Source organism: Burkholderia vietnamiensis LMG 10929 (genome assembly GCF_000959445.1).
Lineage (GTDB): Bacteria > Pseudomonadota > Gammaproteobacteria > Burkholderiales > Burkholderiaceae > Burkholderia > Burkholderia vietnamiensis.
This window is the reverse complement of sequence record NZ_CP009630.1, coordinates 1,786,717-1,802,691: the sequence shown is the minus strand read 5'-3', so window position 1 is coordinate 1,802,691 and position 15,975 is coordinate 1,786,717. Positions and strand designations below refer to the sequence as shown.

The following is a 15,975-nucleotide window of genomic DNA, read 5'->3' as shown; positions in this document are numbered from 1 at the left end:
CGATTGGTACGCTTCAATTGGAGGTATCCGTAGAAACCGGCGAAATACTATTTCCGTGGGGCTTGTTTCCACACACGCGATGGACAGATCGAGTTATGGTCCCTCCAAATACTTGTCCAGGCCGATTGTTCCTCGCGGATATTTCCGTTCTCGTGCCCGGAGCTGCGGTCGACTTACCTGGAGGCACGGAATGGCAGACACATTTCCGCCGCGAGTCTGGGTGGTTATATACCGGCGTCGGTGATACGGCAGATGTCATCGTGGAATTCGCAGCCAACGCAGGTGCGTCACTGACAAATGAACAACTCACAGGGCTGTGGCTAAAGCCGATACGTGAATGATCCATTTCCGCGTGGGAGTTTGAGGATTACCAAGGATGATCAGACTTCGTTGACGCACTTGACGCGCTCCGGTCGTTGCCACAAACAGCGTTGGCTTCGATACGTCCAGCCTCGAAAACAAGCTAAGCGGATATTTTCTTGACGCGGCACATTCCAAGAACCATAACCCGCGCAAACGCATGCGTATCGATCCACGCACGCCATCACCCACCCCCCAACACCAACGCAGCCCCTTTCTCCCCGATCATCAACGCCGGCCCCTGCGTATGCCCCGACGTGATGCGCGGCATGATCGACACGTCGATGACCCGCAGCGCCTCGACCCCGTGAACGCGCAACTGCGGATCGACCACAGCATCGTTGCCGGTGCCCATCCTGCACGTGCCGACCGGATGGCTGAGCGAGCCCGCATTGCTCAGGATCCAGTTGCGGATCTCGGCGGGCGTGCGCACCGACGGGCCGGGCGTCTGCTCCTCGCCGCGCCAGGCCGACAGCCCGGGCGCGTTGCCGAGCGAGCGCATCAGCTCGAAGCCCTGCACGCATTGCTCGAAGTCGCCCGGCGCCGACAGGAAGTTCATGTCGATCAGCGGCGCGGCGGTCGGATCGGCCGAGCGCAGCGCGACGCGGCCCCGGCTTTGTAGCCGCATCATGTCGCCCGTCACCGAATAGAAACTGCGCAGTTCCTCCTCGGACTGGCCGCACGTATAGCGTCCGCGCATCATCTCGGCTGCATTGGCCGGCTGGCCGTCGGCATTCGCGTTCGCCCAGACGATCGCGTAGCCCTCGTTGACGGGCTGGTCGAGGATCGGCTGCCGCGACGTCCAGATGCCCTGGAAGATCAACGCGTCCATCAGGTTGGCGCCCACGCCCGGCAGGTCCATCTGCACGGGGATGCCGAGTTGCCGCAATTGCGCGGCGTCGCCGACGCCCGAGCGCATCAGGATCTGCGGCGAGTTGATCGCGCCCGCGCACAGCAGGATTTCCCGGTCGGCGATCGCACGTACGCGCGCGCCGCCGCGGACGTAGTGCACCGCGGCCGCGCGCCGCGTGCCGTTGAACTCGATCCGTTCGACGAGCGATTCGGCGGCGAGCGTCAGATTCGACTGCCGCGCGAGCAGCGGCTCGACGTAGCGCTGGTAGCTCGTCACGCGCTGGAAGCGCGTGTCGATGGTCGAGCGTAGCGGCGACACGCCGGCCATCGGCCGCCCGTCGTTGTAGTTCGGGTTGTAGCGGTGGCCGAGCTGCTCGCTCGCGCTCACGAACGCCTCGCCGAACGCGTTGCGCGTCGTGGTGGTCGGTTGCAGCATGCGTTCGACCTGCTCGAAGTGCGGCGCGACGTCCTGGTAGCGCCAGCCGTCGCAGCCGTACCGGCTCGCCCACTGATCGAAGTCGGCAGGCGCGCCGCGCACGTAGACCATGTCGTTGTGCGCGGTGCAGCCGCCCGTCACCTTCGCCCGCCAGACGTCCATCACGCGATCGTTCATGCGCGTCTGCGGCACGCTTTTGTAACCCCAGTGAATCGCGCCGATGCGGTACAGGCAGTTGATCTGGTTCGGGTCGCGGATCGGCGGGAAATGCGACGCGAGCGGCCCGGCCTCGAGCAGGAGCACCTTGATCGACGGGTTGTCGGCGAGCCGCCCGGCGACGATGCTGCCCGCCGAGCCGGAACCGATGACGATGTAGTCGTAGCGTTCGTCCACGGGCTTCTCCTCGTGCGTGTGAGCTGGCGCGGCGCCGTCAGCCGCGCGGGTCGAGCAGCCGGCCGTACGGGCCGTGCAGCGCGAGCGTCGGCTGCGCGCCGTAAAAGCCGGCGATGCCGCTCCACGCGCGGTGGTTCAGTTCGAGCAGGAACAGGATGCGGCGCATCGCGATCGTCTGGCGCACGGGATCGATCGCGGCGATCTGCTCGAACGTGTCGCGCGAGATGCTGTTGTGGTTCAGCGATTCGTTCAGTTCCTCGTGGTCGCCGGACACGCTGTGGAACGCGTCGTTGTCCTTGACCGCCGCCATCAGGCGCAGCGACATCTTCGGCGGCTCGCCGAAGATGCCCTCGACGACCATGATCGCGGCGAACGACGACACCGGGTCGACATCGGCGAGGAGCGTGAGCGCGTCGACGAACGCGAAGTGCAGCGGCAGCGGCACGATCTGCGCGAGCATGCGCGGTGCGACCCCGAGCGCCTCGCAGGTCGTGCTTTCGAGCGCCTCGTGGCCGTATTCCTCGCCGTAGTAGCGGAACATCATCGTGCGCAGCGGGATGCTGAGCCGCATGCTCAGCAGCGGCGCGATGATTTCCACGAAGCGCCGCGTCACGTGGTACTGCTCGATGAACGGGCCGGCGACGAGCGGCGAATAGCCGCCGTTCAGCGCGTCCACCGCGCTCACGTACGGATTCTCGCCCCAGAGGTTCAGCGTTTCGCGCGTGATCAGCTCGGTCTGTCGCATGAACTCGAGCCCGTTCGACAGCGACACGGCCGGCACGTCCGCGCACGGCAGCCGCTGCGCGTCTTCACCGCTCGCGGCGACGAGGCTCGACGCGACCAGCCATAGATGCGACATCAGGTCGTGCTCGTCGTACAGCCCGGCCGTGTCGAACCGCGCGTCGTCCGCGGCGCTGGCGCGCGGCGCGCCGGAGAACGCATCGAGCATCAGCGCGACGGCTGCCAGCGTGAGCGGCGCGGCGCGGCGGAAGTATTCGAACTCGATGCGCAGCAGCGCGAGATGGAAGTTGGGTTCGACCTGCGCGTCGAACGGATCGTCGTCCGCGTCGAACAGCGTGCGCGCGGAGGCGGGTCGATCGAGGTGCAGCCGGAGCGTCGCGGCATCGCGCGCGACCGCGTCGCGCCGCGCCGCGCCGAGCGTGGCGAGGCTGGCCGCGACCGTCTGCGCGATGCACGAGTCGATCCGCGCGGCCTGCGCGGCAAGCGCATCGGCGGCCGTGTCGTCGGCCTCGCCGATCAGCGAATGCGTGTCGAGAAACGTGCCGAGCGCGTGCCAGCCAGAGTCGGGTTCGCTTTCGCGCAGCGTCCACCACAGCGGCGACGCCGTGTCGGTCAGGCTGTGGAGTTGCGCGGCGATCTGGTCCGCTGCGTCGCTGGCGTCGAACGCCAGCCGGTATTCGTGCGCGCCCGCGCGCATGCTGACGAGCGCCGAGCCGGGCTCGTGGTGGATCGCGTCGACGACGAGGCGCGGCGACTGATAACGCTGAAATGTCCAGAGTTCCATGGCGACCCTCAGTGGAAGATGCGCGGCAGCGGCGCGCTGTCGTCGGCGTAGTAGGCGAGGATGGCGTGTTCCTGGCGCACCAGCGTCTCGACCATCAGCGAGACGTTGCGTTTCGTGACCGTGCAGGCTTCGGGATCGATCGCGGTGTCGAGCGCCATCAACTGCCGCGAGATGTCCTCGTGCCGGTACGTGTCGTTCAGGTCCGCGTGTGCGCGCAGCGGCCGGTAGAACGCCTCGGGCATGCCGAGCGCGACGCAGCGCGCGTCGAACGCGTCGATGAATGCAGGCTGCGCGCGCTCGAACAGAAACAGGCTCGCCTTGAACGACAGCGGATGCTGGCGCGCGTGCACGCCGAGCGCGGCCGCGAGCGAGAACGTCGCGGGCAGCGGCTGGTGCTGCTCGATCTGCGCCTCGGCGAGCCCCACGGCCTTCAGCGACGCCTCGAGAAACCGGTCGTGGCCGAGCTCCGATTTCAGGAAGTCCTGCAGCAGCGTGCGCTCCGCGGGACTGGCGGCCCAGCCGAGCGCTGGGCCGATCAGCCCCGGCGCCGCGCGCACGATCCAGTAATACTCGAGCGCATAGCCGATCAGCTGGCGGCGCGTCGCGCGCTGTTCGACCAGCGCGCGCAGGAATGCCGAGCGCGCGCTGCGCGCGGCGGTGCGCTCCGCGATGCGGCGGATGTCGCGGTAGAGCTGCGCGCCGCTGGTCGCCACCGCGGCGCGGCGCGGATCGGATTCGATCAGCAGGCGCAGCACGTTGAAATCGGCGAGCAGCGGCGGGATCTTGTCGGCGATGCGGGGCGAGCGCGCGGCCAGTTCCTCGGGCGTCATGCCGCCCGCGTGCAAATCGCCGATCAGGCGCGCGACGTCGGTCGCCTCGTCGGGCGCGAAGCGGAACGCGCATTGCCGGCCGCCGGCGCTCAGCACGGCGCCGCTATCCGTGAGCTGCGAGGTCACGATGCCGCGGAATTTCGGCATCGCGGGAGCTGCGAGCGAGCTGTCCATGGTGGTTGCCTCACAGGTCGGACGCGCGCCGCAGCAGCGGCGCGTCGGATGTGTAGTAGTGCCAGACGGCCGTGTAGAAGTCGTCGTAGAGCTCGACGAACAGCCGCAACTGGGCCTTCATGCGTGCGACGGTGGCGGCATCGAGCACCGGCACGTCGTGAAAGATCGCGCGTGTCAGGCTGCCGTGCGCCGCGTTGAGGTTGATGGTCGCGTGCGTCTTGAGCGGGCCGACGAGCCCGTCGGGCAGTTGCGCGCGCTCGCACGCCTGGATGAAGCTGTCGTGCTGCATGCCCTGGCCTTCGAGCAAGCCGAGCGTCGTGAAGAAGAACAGCGGATCGCTGTGCGACCAGTACGCGAGCGCATTGCACAGCCCCATCGTCTCGGGCAGCGGGATCGCGTCGAGCATGTCGGCGCGGCTCAGCCCCGCGAAGTTCAGCGCGCGCAGCAGGATCTCGTCGTGTCCGTACTCTTCGGAGAAGAAGCGGTTGAGCGTCAGTCGCACCGGCGTGCTCGGCACGTAGGACAGCACGGGCGCATCGAAATAGCTTTCGCGGAACAGGAAGTGCCAGTTCTCGATCACCATGCCGATCGCGAGCCGCTCGGGCAGGTCGCCCGGCGAGCGCGTGTCGAGGCATGCGCGCCAGAACGGGTTGCGGTAGAGCGTCTCCTCGCAGTACTGCTCGACGAGATCCTCGATCTCGAGGATCACTTCCGCGCCCGCGCGACTCGCGACCGGCGCGTCGTCGTCGATCAGGCCGGCCTCGTCCAGCGTGCCGACCAGCTCGTCGAGCAGCGCGCGCGGCAACGCGGGCTCGTCGCGCGCGATCTCGTCGAGATCGCGGCGGCCGTCGAACTGGTCGAGCGTGCGGGCCAGCGCGGCGGCGGCGTGCGGGCCGTCGGGCAGCGCGTCGACGTGCCCCAGCGTCACCGGCGTCACCAGCCGCGGACGGGATGCGGGCGATTCGATCTGTTCCATGATGAGACTCCCGAAGTGGGCGCACGGGGCGGGCGCGCGGCTCGCCCCGCAACTGGCTGAATCGGTGCCGCGGCGATTACAGGTGGATCGCGATCAGCGTCGGCGTGCCATCGGGCTTGTTGACGGTGACAAGGTAGTGCTTGCCGCCGAGCGTGCCCGTATTGATGTAGAGATCCACCTTGTGGCCGTCGAACACGTTCTTGGCCGGTTCGGCGTTCTTCACTTCATGAACCGTGGGCTGATGGGTATTTGCCATATCGATCACCGTTTTGAAAATTAAAGGAGCTCCGGCCTGATTCGAATAATCGGGCTGGATGATTTACAGTGAAATCCGGAATGCAATGTGAATATCGGATATATTCCTTTTCATCCGTCGTGCGGACGATTCGTTAACTGATATTCATCCGCACATGGTCATGAACGCGGCCCGTGCCGAAAGCGGCTGACCGTCCGCATGTTTTGCAATCGCAATCTTGAGATCGGCCCCGCCGACGATCAGCGCGTGACGATCGGCGCCGGCGCGCGGGTCGACCGTCTGCAAAGCGTCGACTTCCTTGACGGCGACCTTGGTGCCTCGTGGCACGATGACAGTAAGCGGTTCACTCATAGCAACCTCCGACGATGAGAACGGGCGCAAGCGCCCCGCCGCCATTAGCGCGGCACGCAGCCGTGCCGCGGCCAGGCGGCACCGGAGCGGCGGCATCTCCGATCTTCAAATGGGTTGGGATGATTCCAAGGAAGGGGCCCCTATTTATATTCTTGTAAAAACGAACTTTATTTTAAACGTCCGCTGATTTCTTGAATTGGCGGAATCATGGAGATAATCTAGTACAACGTTTGCGCAATACAAGATTGATTTAATCGCCCGTGCGATTATTTTCTCTTAATCAGCGCATGCGTCGATCGTTTCGAAAAATGCATCGGACGATGGTCGAACAACCGGAGACGAAGACATGGGCGAGATGACGGAAATCTGCGTGCGGCCGAGGCTGCGGCATTGCACGCTCGTGGCGCTGGCCGGCGAGCGGCTGGCGATGATCGTAGGCGACGAGCGTTTCGAGCTCGAGCAGGTGCAGGGCAGCCGCGACGCGTTCCTGCGCATGAAGCGCTACCTGGACGGGCGACATACGCTCGATGACATCGCGCAGCGTTCGGACGTGTCGATCGGCAGCGTGCGGACGATCGTCGGGCAACTGGACGAACTGGGCCTGCTGCGCCGCGAACAGCCGGCCGCCACGATCGCCGTGGCGGATTTTCTCGAGCGGGTCGAGCGCAGCACGCGGATGTGGCGCGCGCAGATCGGCTATCACCGGTTGTTCGGCATGCTCGAGCGGGGCGAGGCAAGCCGCGACCTGATCGCCGGGCTGCTGCTCGAGACCTACCACTTCGTCCGGCTCGCGCCGCGTCACGTCGGTGCAGCGATCGCGCATTGCCGCGATCAGGCGACGGCCGAGCTGCTGTGCGGCTACCTGGCCGACGAGTACGCGCATCACGGGCTGATCGCTGCGTCGGTCGAGAAGCTGGGCATTCCGCGCGAGCAGATCCGCGACGCGCATCCGGTGATCGGCACGCTGTCGCTCGTGAACATGCTGTGCGAGGTCGGCCGCGCGTCGTCGCTCGGTTACCTGTGCTGCCTGAAGCTGATCGAGGCGAGCCCCGAGGACGAGGCCGGCGCGCGCGGCGCGTGGCGCGAGATCGCGCGCGCCGCCGGGCTCGATGCGGACGTGTTCGACGGCCTGATGCGCCATATGCGCATCGACGTCGGCGCGGGCCATGCGGGCCTGCTGGAGCAGGCGCTTGCGCACACAACCGACGTGTCGGCCGACGCCGCGCACGTCGCGATCAACCACATGCACGACGTGAAGCACGCGTTCGATCAGTTTCATGACCAGGTGATCCAGTACTACACCGACATGTCGAACTACGTGCCGCGGCTCAAGGTCGATTTCTTCTCGCTATGAGGCGGGGGGCGCAGGCGATGAGCCTGCGACGGTGTCGAGGTCTTCAATCTCGGCGGCGCAGCGGCCGGGTTCGGGCTGATCGGCACGACCGCGCAGTTGCCGCGTCCGAGCCGAAACGACTGAAGCGGGGTGCGCAGGAAAGCGATCGCTTTGCCGGCCGATGGGACAGCGTCTGCAACGGACGCCAATGAGGGGAAGAAAGGGAAGAAGGAAACCACAAGCTGCCGGCCGGCTTCCCGCCGCCCGGCAGCCCACAACAACGACCGGCTTACTCGCCGCTGTCGCCCTTGATCTGCGGCAGCGCCGACGATTCACCCGGCGTCAGCAGACCAACTTGCGCATAAACACGCAGCTTGTCGCGCGTATCGGTGATGTCGAGGTTGCGCATCGTCAACTGGCCGATCCGGTCGCGCGGCGAGAACGTCGACGCAACCTTCTCCATCGACAGGCGTTCCGGCTGATACGTGAGGTTCGGCGACTTCGTGCTCAGGATCGAGTAGTCGTTGCCGCGGCGCAGTTCGATCTTCACTTCGCCGGTGATCGCGCGCGCGACCCAGCGTTGCGCGGTTTCGCGCAGCATGATCGCCTGCGGGTCGAACCAGCGGCCTTGATACAGCAGGCGGCCGAGACGGCGGCCGTTCTCGCGGTACTGCTCGATCGTGTCTTCGTTGTGGATGCCGGTGACGAGACGCTCGTACGCGATGTACAGCAGCGCGAGCCCCGGAGCCTCGTAGATGCCGCGGCTCTTCGCCTCGATGATCCGGTTCTCGATCTGGTCGCTCATGCCGAGCCCGTGGCGGCCGCCGATGCGGTTCGCTTCCAGCAGCAGCTCGACCTGATCCTTGAACTCGACGCCGTTCAGCGCAACCGGCTGGCCGGCTTCGAAGCGCACCGTCACTTCTTCGGCGGCGATCTTCACGTCGTCGCGCCAGAACGCGACGCCCATGATCGGGTTCACGATCTTGATGCCGCTCTCGAGGCTTTCCAGATCCTTCGCTTCGTGCGTCGCGCCGAGCAGGTTCGAGTCGGTCGAATACGCCTTCTCGGCCGACATCTTGTACGCGAAGCCCGCCTGGTTCATGAACTCGGACATTTCGGCGCGGCCGCCGAGCTCGTCGATGAACGTCTGGTCGAGCCACGGCTTGTAGATCTTCAGATCGGGGTTGACGAGCAGGCCGTAGCGGTAGAAACGCTCGATGTCGTTGCCCTTGTACGTGCTGCCGTCGCCCCAGATGTTGACGCCGTCTTCCTTCATCGCGGCGACCAGCATCGTGCCCGTGACCGCGCGGCCGATCGGCGTCGTGTTGAAGTAGGTGACGCCGGCCGTCGTGATGTGGAACGCGCCGCTTTGCAGCGCCGCGATGCCTTCGGCGACGAGCTGGGCGCGGCAGTCGATCAGACGGGCGCCGGCTGCGCCGTATTCGATCGCGCGCTTCGGGATCGCATCGTAATCGTCTTCGTCGGGCTGGCCGAGGTTCGCCGTGTATGCGTACGGGACGGCGCCCTTCAGTTTCATCCAGTGCAGCGCGGCGCTGGTGTCCAGGCCGCCGGAGAAGGCGATACCGACCTTCTGGCCGGTCGGGAGGCTTTCGAGAATCGTGCTCATAGGAATTACCGTGGATTGAAGCCGGTGGATCGTATTTCGCGGAATACGCGAGTATCGGCTGTCCGGGAAGTTGGGGCAAGACCTGATTTTCGCGCCAATGCATCGTCAGCCCCGCCGCGACAGGCGCCGCGCCCGTTCGACCGCCCGGAGAATCCGCCGTGACGCGGCCGCGCATGACGGTCGGAGCCGACTGGAAGGCGCGAGCGCGACTGGCCCCGTTTACGCGGGCCGACCGGCAAAAACGACCGAAGCCGGCCGCTTGCCCGCGCAGCGCGTCGAAAGCAATGTGAAAGGTGCCGTGCCGAAGTCGAAGTACGGCCCGCCGACGCTCAAATATTCCACGCCTGGGCGGTATCGAGCAGTTTCTCGCGCAACACGTCCACTTCGCCGGCCAGCTTCGCGCTGATCGACACGTAGCCCGACAGCTGCGGCGGCGGTGCGTCGTGAGCGCCGTCCACCGGGCGGCGGCGCGGCACGAGCCGGCTCGGCCTGCCGAACTTGAGCGCGCGGCTCGCGCCGATCAGCGTGTCGCGGATACGCCGGTTCACCGGCTTCATGTCGCGCAGCAGGTAGTCATGGACGGCGCGGTCGTCGCCGGCCGGTACGGCGCTCGACAGGATCTCGAGGTAGCCGATGCAGAGCCGCAGGCCGCGCTGGATCGCCTCGAGCTGCGCGACCGGGATATCGCGTTCCTTCGACACCGACGGCATCAGCGAACGCAACTGCACCAGCAGCGCGCTGAGCGCGGCCATTTCCTTCAGATGCGCGTCGTCGCTCACGTGGCGGTCGCCGGCGATCCGCGCATGGACGGCCGCGCACGCGCGCAGCGCGTCGGCGAGCTTGTAGCGCCACGAGTAGGTCGCATAGAGCGGCAGCGCGAACGAGAACGCCAGCGCGATCGCGATGCCGGCCAGGACGTTCACTGCGCGCCACAGGCCGTCGGCGATCTCGTTGTCGCCGTGCCCCGCGACGATCACCAGCGTGATCGCCGACAGCAGCGCGATGTAGCCGGCCTTGCCGATCGCGTGGTAGGCGCAGACGCCGCACGCGAGCGCCATCAGCAGGTAGATCGCGACCGGCGCATGCAGCATCGAATGGAGCACGATCAGGCCGAGCCCGGCGAGCGCGCCGATCGACGTGCCGAGCGCGCGCTCGGCCGCCTTCTTGCGGATGTTGCCGTGGTGCTGCAGCCCGCCGACGACGATCAGCACGGTGATCGTCGACCATTCGCCGTGCGGCACTTGCAGCCCCGTGGACAATGCGATCGACACGAGCACCGCGAGCGCGACGCGTGCCGCGTGGATGAGTTTCGCATGCCGGTAGCGGCGGTACGGGTCGAGCAGTGGACGGAGCGCTTGGCGCAGGAGCGACGGAAGTGGGGCGGGAAGCGGGGCGGTCATGACGAAGCGAGGAGGGCCGGAAAGGCGGACCGGCCTGCGCGGACCGGCGCGGGCCGCTCGCGCAGCTGGCGTTACGCTAGCCGAACGCGGCCGGCCTGTCCACGGGGACGTGGCGCGGCACGGCGGCCGGCCGCGGCGGCGTCACGCGTCGGCCGCGCTCGTCGCGGCGTCCGACACGCGATTGCGGCCGCCCGACTTCGCGCGGTACAGCGCTTCGTCGGCCAGCCGCAGCAGCGTCGCTGCGCTCACGCGGCCGCCGACGGAGGTCGCGACGCCGATGCTCACCGTCAGGTGCCCGTACGGGCTGCGCTCGTGCGCGATGTCGAGCGCGGCGATCGAGCGCCGGATCGCGTCGGCGACGGTCGCCGCACCGCGCGCATCGGTGTCGGGCAGCGTGACCACGAATTCCTCGCCGCCGTAGCGCGCGACGTGATCGCTGTTGCGGCGCAGGCAGCGCGACGCGGTTTGCGCGACGCGACGCAGCACGTCGTCGCCGGCGAGGTGGCCGTAATGATCGTTGAAGGCCTTGAAGTGATCGACGTCGACGAACAGCACCGACAGCGGGCGCCCGCTGCGCGACGCGCGCTGGGCTTCCTTCGTGAGCACCGTGTCGAAGGTGCCGCGATTCTCGACGCCGGTCAGCGAATCGGTGTGCGCGAGCCGGTACAGCTTCGACTCGGCGATCTGCCGGCGCTTGAGCTCGCGCGACAGCGCGAGCGAGCCGCCCGCGATGAACGCGGTGAACAGGCCCATCAGCACGGCCGTCCAGATCGTGCGGTGCCGCCACGACGCATAGATGTCGGTCTCGGCGGGCGCGACGTCGACGGTCAGCGGCAGGTTCGCGAGGTGCTTGTACACATAGATGCGCCGCACGTCGTCGATCACGCCGACGCCGACGATCGCGCCTTCGCGGTTGCGTCGCGCTTCGATGAACAGCTGCGCGTCGCGCAGGTTCAGCCCCACCATGCGCGCGTCGTACGGCAGGCGCGACACGAGCGCGCCGTTGTCCTCGATGATCGCCGCGCTGCCGTGCGTGCCGACCGCGAGACCGTCGAGCAGCGCGCGGAAATAATCGACGCTGAGCGTGCCGACGACGATCCCGCCGAACGACCCGTCGGGCAACGTGATCCGGCGGCTCAGTGCGATCGTCAGCGCGCCGCTGCGCAGCCGCGACGCATACGGGCGGCTGATGTAAAGCCCCTGCGCGAGCCCGTCGCGATGGACGGTGAAATAATCGCGATCGGAAAAATTGCCTTGCCGCGGCGGCGAGACGCCCGAATCGATCACGATATTGCCGCGCGTATCCATCACGAAAATGGCGCCGAGATACGCGCCGTTTGCCGCGCGGTCGAACAGCATCCGATGACGCTGGGTGGCCGGCAATGCTGCCAATTCGGGATCGGCGAGCCCGTCCACGACGTTTTGCAGCGATAGATCATACAATTCGATATTGCGCGAAATATCGCGCTCGATCAGAAGCAGCAGGTTGCGCGCATTTTCGACCGCGTGGTCGTATGCGTCGCGACGTGCCTCGATCAATAGCGATGCCGACAATCCCCAGCTGAATACCAGTAGCGCGATACCTGCGACCAGTACGCCCCGGGGCGACAGAATGCGGGACACGACCGACGGGGTATAGCGGCGCAATGCGACAAGCAGCGGGCGTAGCTTCATCCTGGAGGGGTGGGGGTGCGGGCATTTCGTCGTCGACGATTGCGCACGTTGATTATTTCGGAGTGAATCGCATTATCTCGCGAAATCGGAATTCTCGCCGCGCGAGGCAAAACATGCATCTCAACTGTCGATTTGAAAACGGTTACGCATCATTACCCTGGTCGGATGAATGACGTTGATTCAAATCAATTTTCAGTATCGGTTATTTCGTCTGATTATTGTGAATGTCCGCGGCAAAATGTCGTTTTCAGCCAGTATTTTCGCCATCGCGAAATAGGGGCGTACCACGTCCGCGGATTGCCCGCCACGCCGCGTGCAAAACGTTGACTGCGCCGCCGCGCCGGCATCGCCGCGCGTTCCGCGGCCGGGTCGTCGCGGGCGAATCGGGTAGAATCCGCGCTTCGCCGCAGCCGCGCGGCGTGCAACGCATATCGGGGCCGTATCGCAGGCGGCACACCGCGTCCCGATTCCGCATGCGCCGGCCCTGGATGCCGGCTCGCTCAACGTTCGTCTCGTTTATGTCTGCAATCCCGAATTCCGACCCACCCGGTTCGCCCGCGAACCCTCCCACGCTTCATCGCGCGCTCAAGGCGCGCCATCTGACGATGATCGCCATCGGCGGCTCGATCGGCACGGGCCTGTTCGTCGCGTCCGGCGCGTCGATCTCGCAGGCCGGCCCCGGCGGCGCGATGGTCGCGTACATGCTGATCGGCCTGATGGTCTACTTCCTGATGACGAGCCTCGGCGAAATGGCCGCGTTCATGCCGGTGTCGGGCTCGTTCGCGACCTACGGCGCGAAATACGTCGATGAAGGTTTCGGCTTCGCGCTCGGCTGGAACTACTGGTACAACTGGGCGGTGACGATCGCGGTCGAGCTCGTCGCCGCGCAGCTCGTGATGCACTACTGGTTCCCGGACGTGCCGGGCGTGTGGTGGAGCGCCGCGTTCCTTGCGGTGATGTTCCTGCTCAACGCGCTGACGGTGCGCGGCTTTGGCGAGGCCGAATACTGGTTCGCGCTGATCAAGGTCGTCACGGTGCTCGCGTTCATCGGCGTCGGCCTGCTGATGATCTTCGGCGTTCTGAAGGGCGCGCCGGCCAACGGCTGGGGCAACCTGACGATCGGCGATGCGCCGTTCGCCGGCGGCTTGCCGGCGCTGATGGGCGTCGCGATGATCGCGGGCTTCTCGTTCCAGGGCACCGAGCTGATCGGCGTCGCGGCCGGCGAATCGGAGCATCCGCGCACGACGATCCCGCGTGCGGTCCGCCAGGTGTTCTGGCGCATCCTGCTGTTCTACGTGCTGGCGATCTTCGTGATCGGCGTGCTGATTCCGTACACCGACCCGAACCTGCTGAAGAGCGACGTGACCGACATCGGCGTGAGTCCGTTTACGCTCGTGTTCCGTCATGCGGGCCTCGCTTTCGCGGCCGGCGTGATGAACGCGGTGATCCTGACGGCCGTGCTGTCGGCCGGCAACTCGGGGATGTATGCGTCGACGCGCATGCTCTACAACCTCGCGACCGAAGGCCGCGCGCCGAAGCTGTTCGCGAAGCTGTCGCCGGGCGGCGTGCCGCGCAACGCGCTGTACGCGACGACCGCCGTCGGCGCGCTGTGCTTCTTCACGTCGCTGTACGGCGACAAGACCGTCTACCTGTGGCTGCTGAACACGTCGGGCATGACGGGCTTCATCGCGTGGCTCGGGATCGCGATCAGCCATTACCGGTTCCGCAAGGGTTACGTGACGCAGGGCTACAGCATCGATCAGCTGCCGTACCAGTCGAAGTGGTTCCCGTTCGGCCCGCTGTTCGCGTTCGTGCTGTGCATGGTGATCGCGCTCGGGCAGGACTATCAGGCGTTTCTCGCGAACCGCATCGACTGGGCGGGCGTGGCCGCCACCTATGTCGGCATCCCGCTGTTCGTCGTCGTCTGGCTCGGCTACCGGCTCATGAACCGGAGCCGCTTCGTGCGCTACGAGGACATGGAAATCGCGCCGTGGATCGCCGCGAACCGCGGCGGCGCTGCGCCGCGCGTCGAGAACCGCGAGACGGCCGGCTGATTTCGCCGTCGCCGGCTGCCGCACCGTGACGCCGGCGCGGCCGTGTCGTGTGCGATACGCCACTAAAACGGGAAGCCGCACGTGCTTCCCGTTTTTTTTGTCGGCTTTCCGCTGCGCGGGGTCAAAGCCGGTTATATTTCCCGACCCTACCGGGCTCACGTCCCGGCCGGCGCGATGCGCGCCGCGCGGATCGGCATCCGGCGCGCGCGTCGGGCGGCGGCCGGCCGCGCCCGCCGTTTTCATCGTTCCGCCGCGGCCTGCACGGCCGGCGGAACGCGCAACCCAGAGGAATCCATGAGCGCATCACCCGCCGAGCGGAAGGCCGGACCTGTTTCCATCGTGCGAATCGAAGCCGCGATCAACGCGTGGCGCGAAGTGTATCCGCCGGCACCGGACGGCGAAGACGGCTACGTGCTCGACGCGGGCAGCAACTGCCTCGCCGAGCTGTACGGCACGATGATCTGCTACCGGTTGCCCGACGTGCCGCTCGATTCGCTGAGCGACGCGCAGCGCGACGCGCTGTACGCGACCGAGGCATGACGGGCCGCCGCGCTGCTGCGTTGTCGCGGCGCGGTGTCGGTGATGGAACGGGAAGCCGCGCGGCTTCCCGTTTTGCTTTGTGCGGCGGCGCCCATTGCCCGCGCCGGCTGAGGTATCGTGACGGCATCGCGAGCGGGCGCTCACGGCGTGGCGAGCGCGGGCATCTGCGCACGGTGCCGCGCGCGTGCCCGTCGCGCGTCCGGGAGGAATCGAACATGGAGTTGAGACATCTGCGCTACTTCGTCGCGGTGGCCGAGGAGCGGAATTTCACGCGCGCGGCCGAGCGGCTGCACATCGCGCAGCCGCCGCTGAGCCGGCAGATCCAGCAGCTCGAGGAGGCGCTCGGCGTGTCGCTGTTCGAGCGCAACGCGCGGCCGCTGAAGCTGACCGACGCGGGGCGCTTCTTCTATTCGCACGCGGTGCAGCTGCTCGCGCAGACGGCCGAACTCGAATCGATGACCAAGCGCGTCGGCAAGATCGAGCGCAGCATGTCGGTCGGCTTCGTCGGCTCGACGCTGTACGGGATGCTGCCGAAAATCATCCGACGTTTTCGCAGCGAGTATCCGGCCGTCGAGCTGAGCCTGCACGAAATGTCGACGATGGATCAGATCAAGGCGCTGAAGGAAGGGCGCATCGACGTCGGGTTCGGGCGGATTCGCCACGAAGATCCGAGCGTGCGGCGCGTCGTGCTGCGCGAGGAACGGATGATCGTCGCGCTGCCGGTCGGTCACGCGCTCGACGGCGCGAAGCCGGTGCTGTCGCTGCACGACCTCGTGAACGACACGCTGATCATCTTCCCGAAGGCGCCGCGACCGAGCTATGCGGACCAGGTGCTCGCGGCGTTCCACGACCGCGCGCTGCAGCCGCGGCGCATCTACGAGACGCGCGAACTGCAGATCGCGCTGGGCCTCGTCGCGATGGGCGAGGGCGTGTCCGTCGTGCCGCACAGCGTGTACGGGCTCAAGCGCGACGACATCAGCTACAAGCCGCTCGACGATCCGAACCTCGTGTCGCCGATCATCATGAGCATGCGGATGCTCGACGAATCGGAGGACATCCGCGCGATACAGGCGCTGATCTACCGGCTCTACGACGAGTCGCAGATCGAGTATCTGCATCCGCAGCCCGAATGAGCGCGCCGCCGCCGGCGGCTTGCTCGACGCCGCGCGTGCGGCCGCCATCATGCAGACGACT

The 15,975-nt window shown here is 66.6% G+C and carries 13 protein-coding genes; 4 read left to right on the top strand and 9 right to left on the bottom strand.

Going from position 1 to position 15,975, the window contains the following annotated elements:
• Positions 1–544 precede the first annotated feature (544 nt).
• From AK36_RS07995 to AK36_RS07970, 6 genes are all read right to left on the bottom strand, one after another.
• Positions 545–2,041: a GMC family oxidoreductase gene (locus AK36_RS07995; RefSeq protein ID WP_045578225.1), complete on the bottom strand. Its 1,497-nt coding sequence runs from the start codon at positions 2,039–2,041 to the stop codon at positions 545–547.
• Between the two features lie 37 nt (positions 2,042–2,078).
• A complete protein-coding gene (locus tag AK36_RS07990) occupies positions 2,079–3,566 on the bottom strand; it encodes a hypothetical protein (protein WP_045578224.1) in 1,488 nt (495 codons plus the stop codon).
• A gap of 8 nt (positions 3,567–3,574) precedes the next feature.
• The gene (locus AK36_RS07985; protein ID WP_224019380.1) at positions 3,575–4,570 is read right to left on the bottom strand and encodes an iron-containing redox enzyme family protein; all 996 of its coding nucleotides are present in this window, start codon (positions 4,568–4,570) and stop codon (positions 3,575–3,577) included.
• A 10-nt stretch (positions 4,571–4,580) separates the two neighbouring features.
• On the bottom strand, positions 4,581–5,546 hold the full coding sequence (locus AK36_RS07980) for a heme oxygenase-like domain-containing protein (RefSeq protein WP_045578223.1): 966 nt from the start codon (positions 5,544–5,546) through the stop codon (positions 4,581–4,583).
• 76 nt (positions 5,547–5,622) lie between these two features.
• A complete protein-coding gene (locus tag AK36_RS07975; protein WP_034194930.1) occupies positions 5,623–5,802 on the bottom strand; it encodes a hypothetical protein in 180 nt (59 codons plus the stop codon).
• Positions 5,803–5,946: 144 nt separating this feature from the next.
• Positions 5,947–6,153 carry a hypothetical protein gene (locus tag AK36_RS07970; protein WP_224019383.1) on the bottom strand — a complete coding sequence of 69 codons (207 nt, stop codon included), beginning with the start codon at positions 6,151–6,153 and terminating at the stop codon, positions 5,947–5,949.
• 346 nt (positions 6,154–6,499) lie between these two features.
• Between AK36_RS07970 and AK36_RS07965 the strand changes: the two genes are divergently transcribed.
• Positions 6,500–7,507: an iron-containing redox enzyme family protein gene (locus tag AK36_RS07965; protein ID WP_045578222.1), complete on the top strand. Its 1,008-nt coding sequence runs from the start codon at positions 6,500–6,502 to the stop codon at positions 7,505–7,507.
• Between the two features lie 268 nt (positions 7,508–7,775).
• On the opposite strand, the gene argG is transcribed toward AK36_RS07965, so the two are convergent.
• The 3 genes from argG to AK36_RS07950 form a co-directional block, all read right to left on the bottom strand.
• Positions 7,776–9,113, bottom strand: coding sequence for an argininosuccinate synthase (gene argG, locus AK36_RS07960; protein ID WP_045578221.1), 1,338 nt, complete (start codon positions 9,111–9,113; stop codon positions 7,776–7,778).
• A 329-nt stretch (positions 9,114–9,442) separates the two neighbouring features.
• Positions 9,443–10,513, bottom strand: a complete 1,071-nt coding sequence (locus AK36_RS07955; RefSeq protein ID WP_045578220.1) for an FUSC family protein — start codon at positions 10,511–10,513, stop codon at positions 9,443–9,445.
• Between the two features lie 141 nt (positions 10,514–10,654).
• Positions 10,655–12,187 carry a GGDEF domain-containing protein gene (locus AK36_RS07950; protein ID WP_045578219.1) on the bottom strand — a complete coding sequence of 511 codons (1,533 nt, stop codon included), beginning with the start codon at positions 12,185–12,187 and terminating at the stop codon, positions 10,655–10,657.
• A 518-nt stretch (positions 12,188–12,705) separates the two neighbouring features.
• On the opposite strand from AK36_RS07950, the gene AK36_RS07945 reads away from it, so the two are divergent.
• The 3 genes from AK36_RS07945 (at position 12,706) to AK36_RS07935 (ending at position 15,914) form a co-directional block, all read left to right on the top strand.
• Complete coding sequence (locus AK36_RS07945; protein ID WP_045578218.1) at positions 12,706–14,241, top strand: amino acid permease; 1,536 nt, start codon at positions 12,706–12,708, stop codon at positions 14,239–14,241.
• A 294-nt stretch (positions 14,242–14,535) separates the two neighbouring features.
• Positions 14,536–14,781 carry a DUF3717 domain-containing protein gene (locus tag AK36_RS07940; protein ID WP_011881452.1) on the top strand — a complete coding sequence of 82 codons (246 nt, stop codon included), beginning with the start codon at positions 14,536–14,538 and terminating at the stop codon, positions 14,779–14,781.
• Between the two features lie 215 nt (positions 14,782–14,996).
• On the top strand, positions 14,997–15,914 hold the full coding sequence (locus tag AK36_RS07935) for a LysR family transcriptional regulator (RefSeq protein WP_011881453.1): 918 nt from the start codon (positions 14,997–14,999) through the stop codon (positions 15,912–15,914).
• The last annotated feature ends 61 nt before the right edge of the window (positions 15,915–15,975 follow it).

Coding starts and splice junctions, on each gene's coding strand:
- AK36_RS07990 (WP_045578224.1), bottom strand. CDS start 3,566: ATGGAACTCTGGACATTTCAGCGTTATCAGTCGCCGCGCCTCGTCGTC.
- AK36_RS07985 (WP_224019380.1), bottom strand. CDS start 4,570: ATGGACAGCTCGCTCGCAGCTCCCGCGATGCCGAAATTCCGCGGCATC.
- AK36_RS07980 (WP_045578223.1), bottom strand. CDS start 5,546: ATGGAACAGATCGAATCGCCCGCATCCCGTCCGCGGCTGGTGACGCCG.
- AK36_RS07975 (WP_034194930.1), bottom strand. CDS start 5,802: ATGGCAAATACCCATCAGCCCACGGTTCATGAAGTGAAGAACGCCGAA.
- AK36_RS07970 (WP_224019383.1), bottom strand. CDS start 6,153: ATGAGTGAACCGCTTACTGTCATCGTGCCACGAGGCACCAAGGTCGCC.
- AK36_RS07965 (WP_045578222.1), top strand. CDS start 6,500: ATGGGCGAGATGACGGAAATCTGCGTGCGGCCGAGGCTGCGGCATTGC.
- argG (WP_045578221.1), bottom strand. CDS start 9,113: ATGAGCACGATTCTCGAAAGCCTCCCGACCGGCCAGAAGGTCGGTATC.
- AK36_RS07955 (WP_045578220.1), bottom strand. CDS start 10,513: ATGACCGCCCCGCTTCCCGCCCCACTTCCGTCGCTCCTGCGCCAAGCG.
- AK36_RS07950 (WP_045578219.1), bottom strand. CDS start 12,187: ATGAAGCTACGCCCGCTGCTTGTCGCATTGCGCCGCTATACCCCGTCG.
- AK36_RS07945 (WP_045578218.1), top strand. CDS start 12,706: ATGTCTGCAATCCCGAATTCCGACCCACCCGGTTCGCCCGCGAACCCT.
- AK36_RS07940 (WP_011881452.1), top strand. CDS start 14,536: ATGAGCGCATCACCCGCCGAGCGGAAGGCCGGACCTGTTTCCATCGTG.
- AK36_RS07935 (WP_011881453.1), top strand. CDS start 14,997: ATGGAGTTGAGACATCTGCGCTACTTCGTCGCGGTGGCCGAGGAGCGG.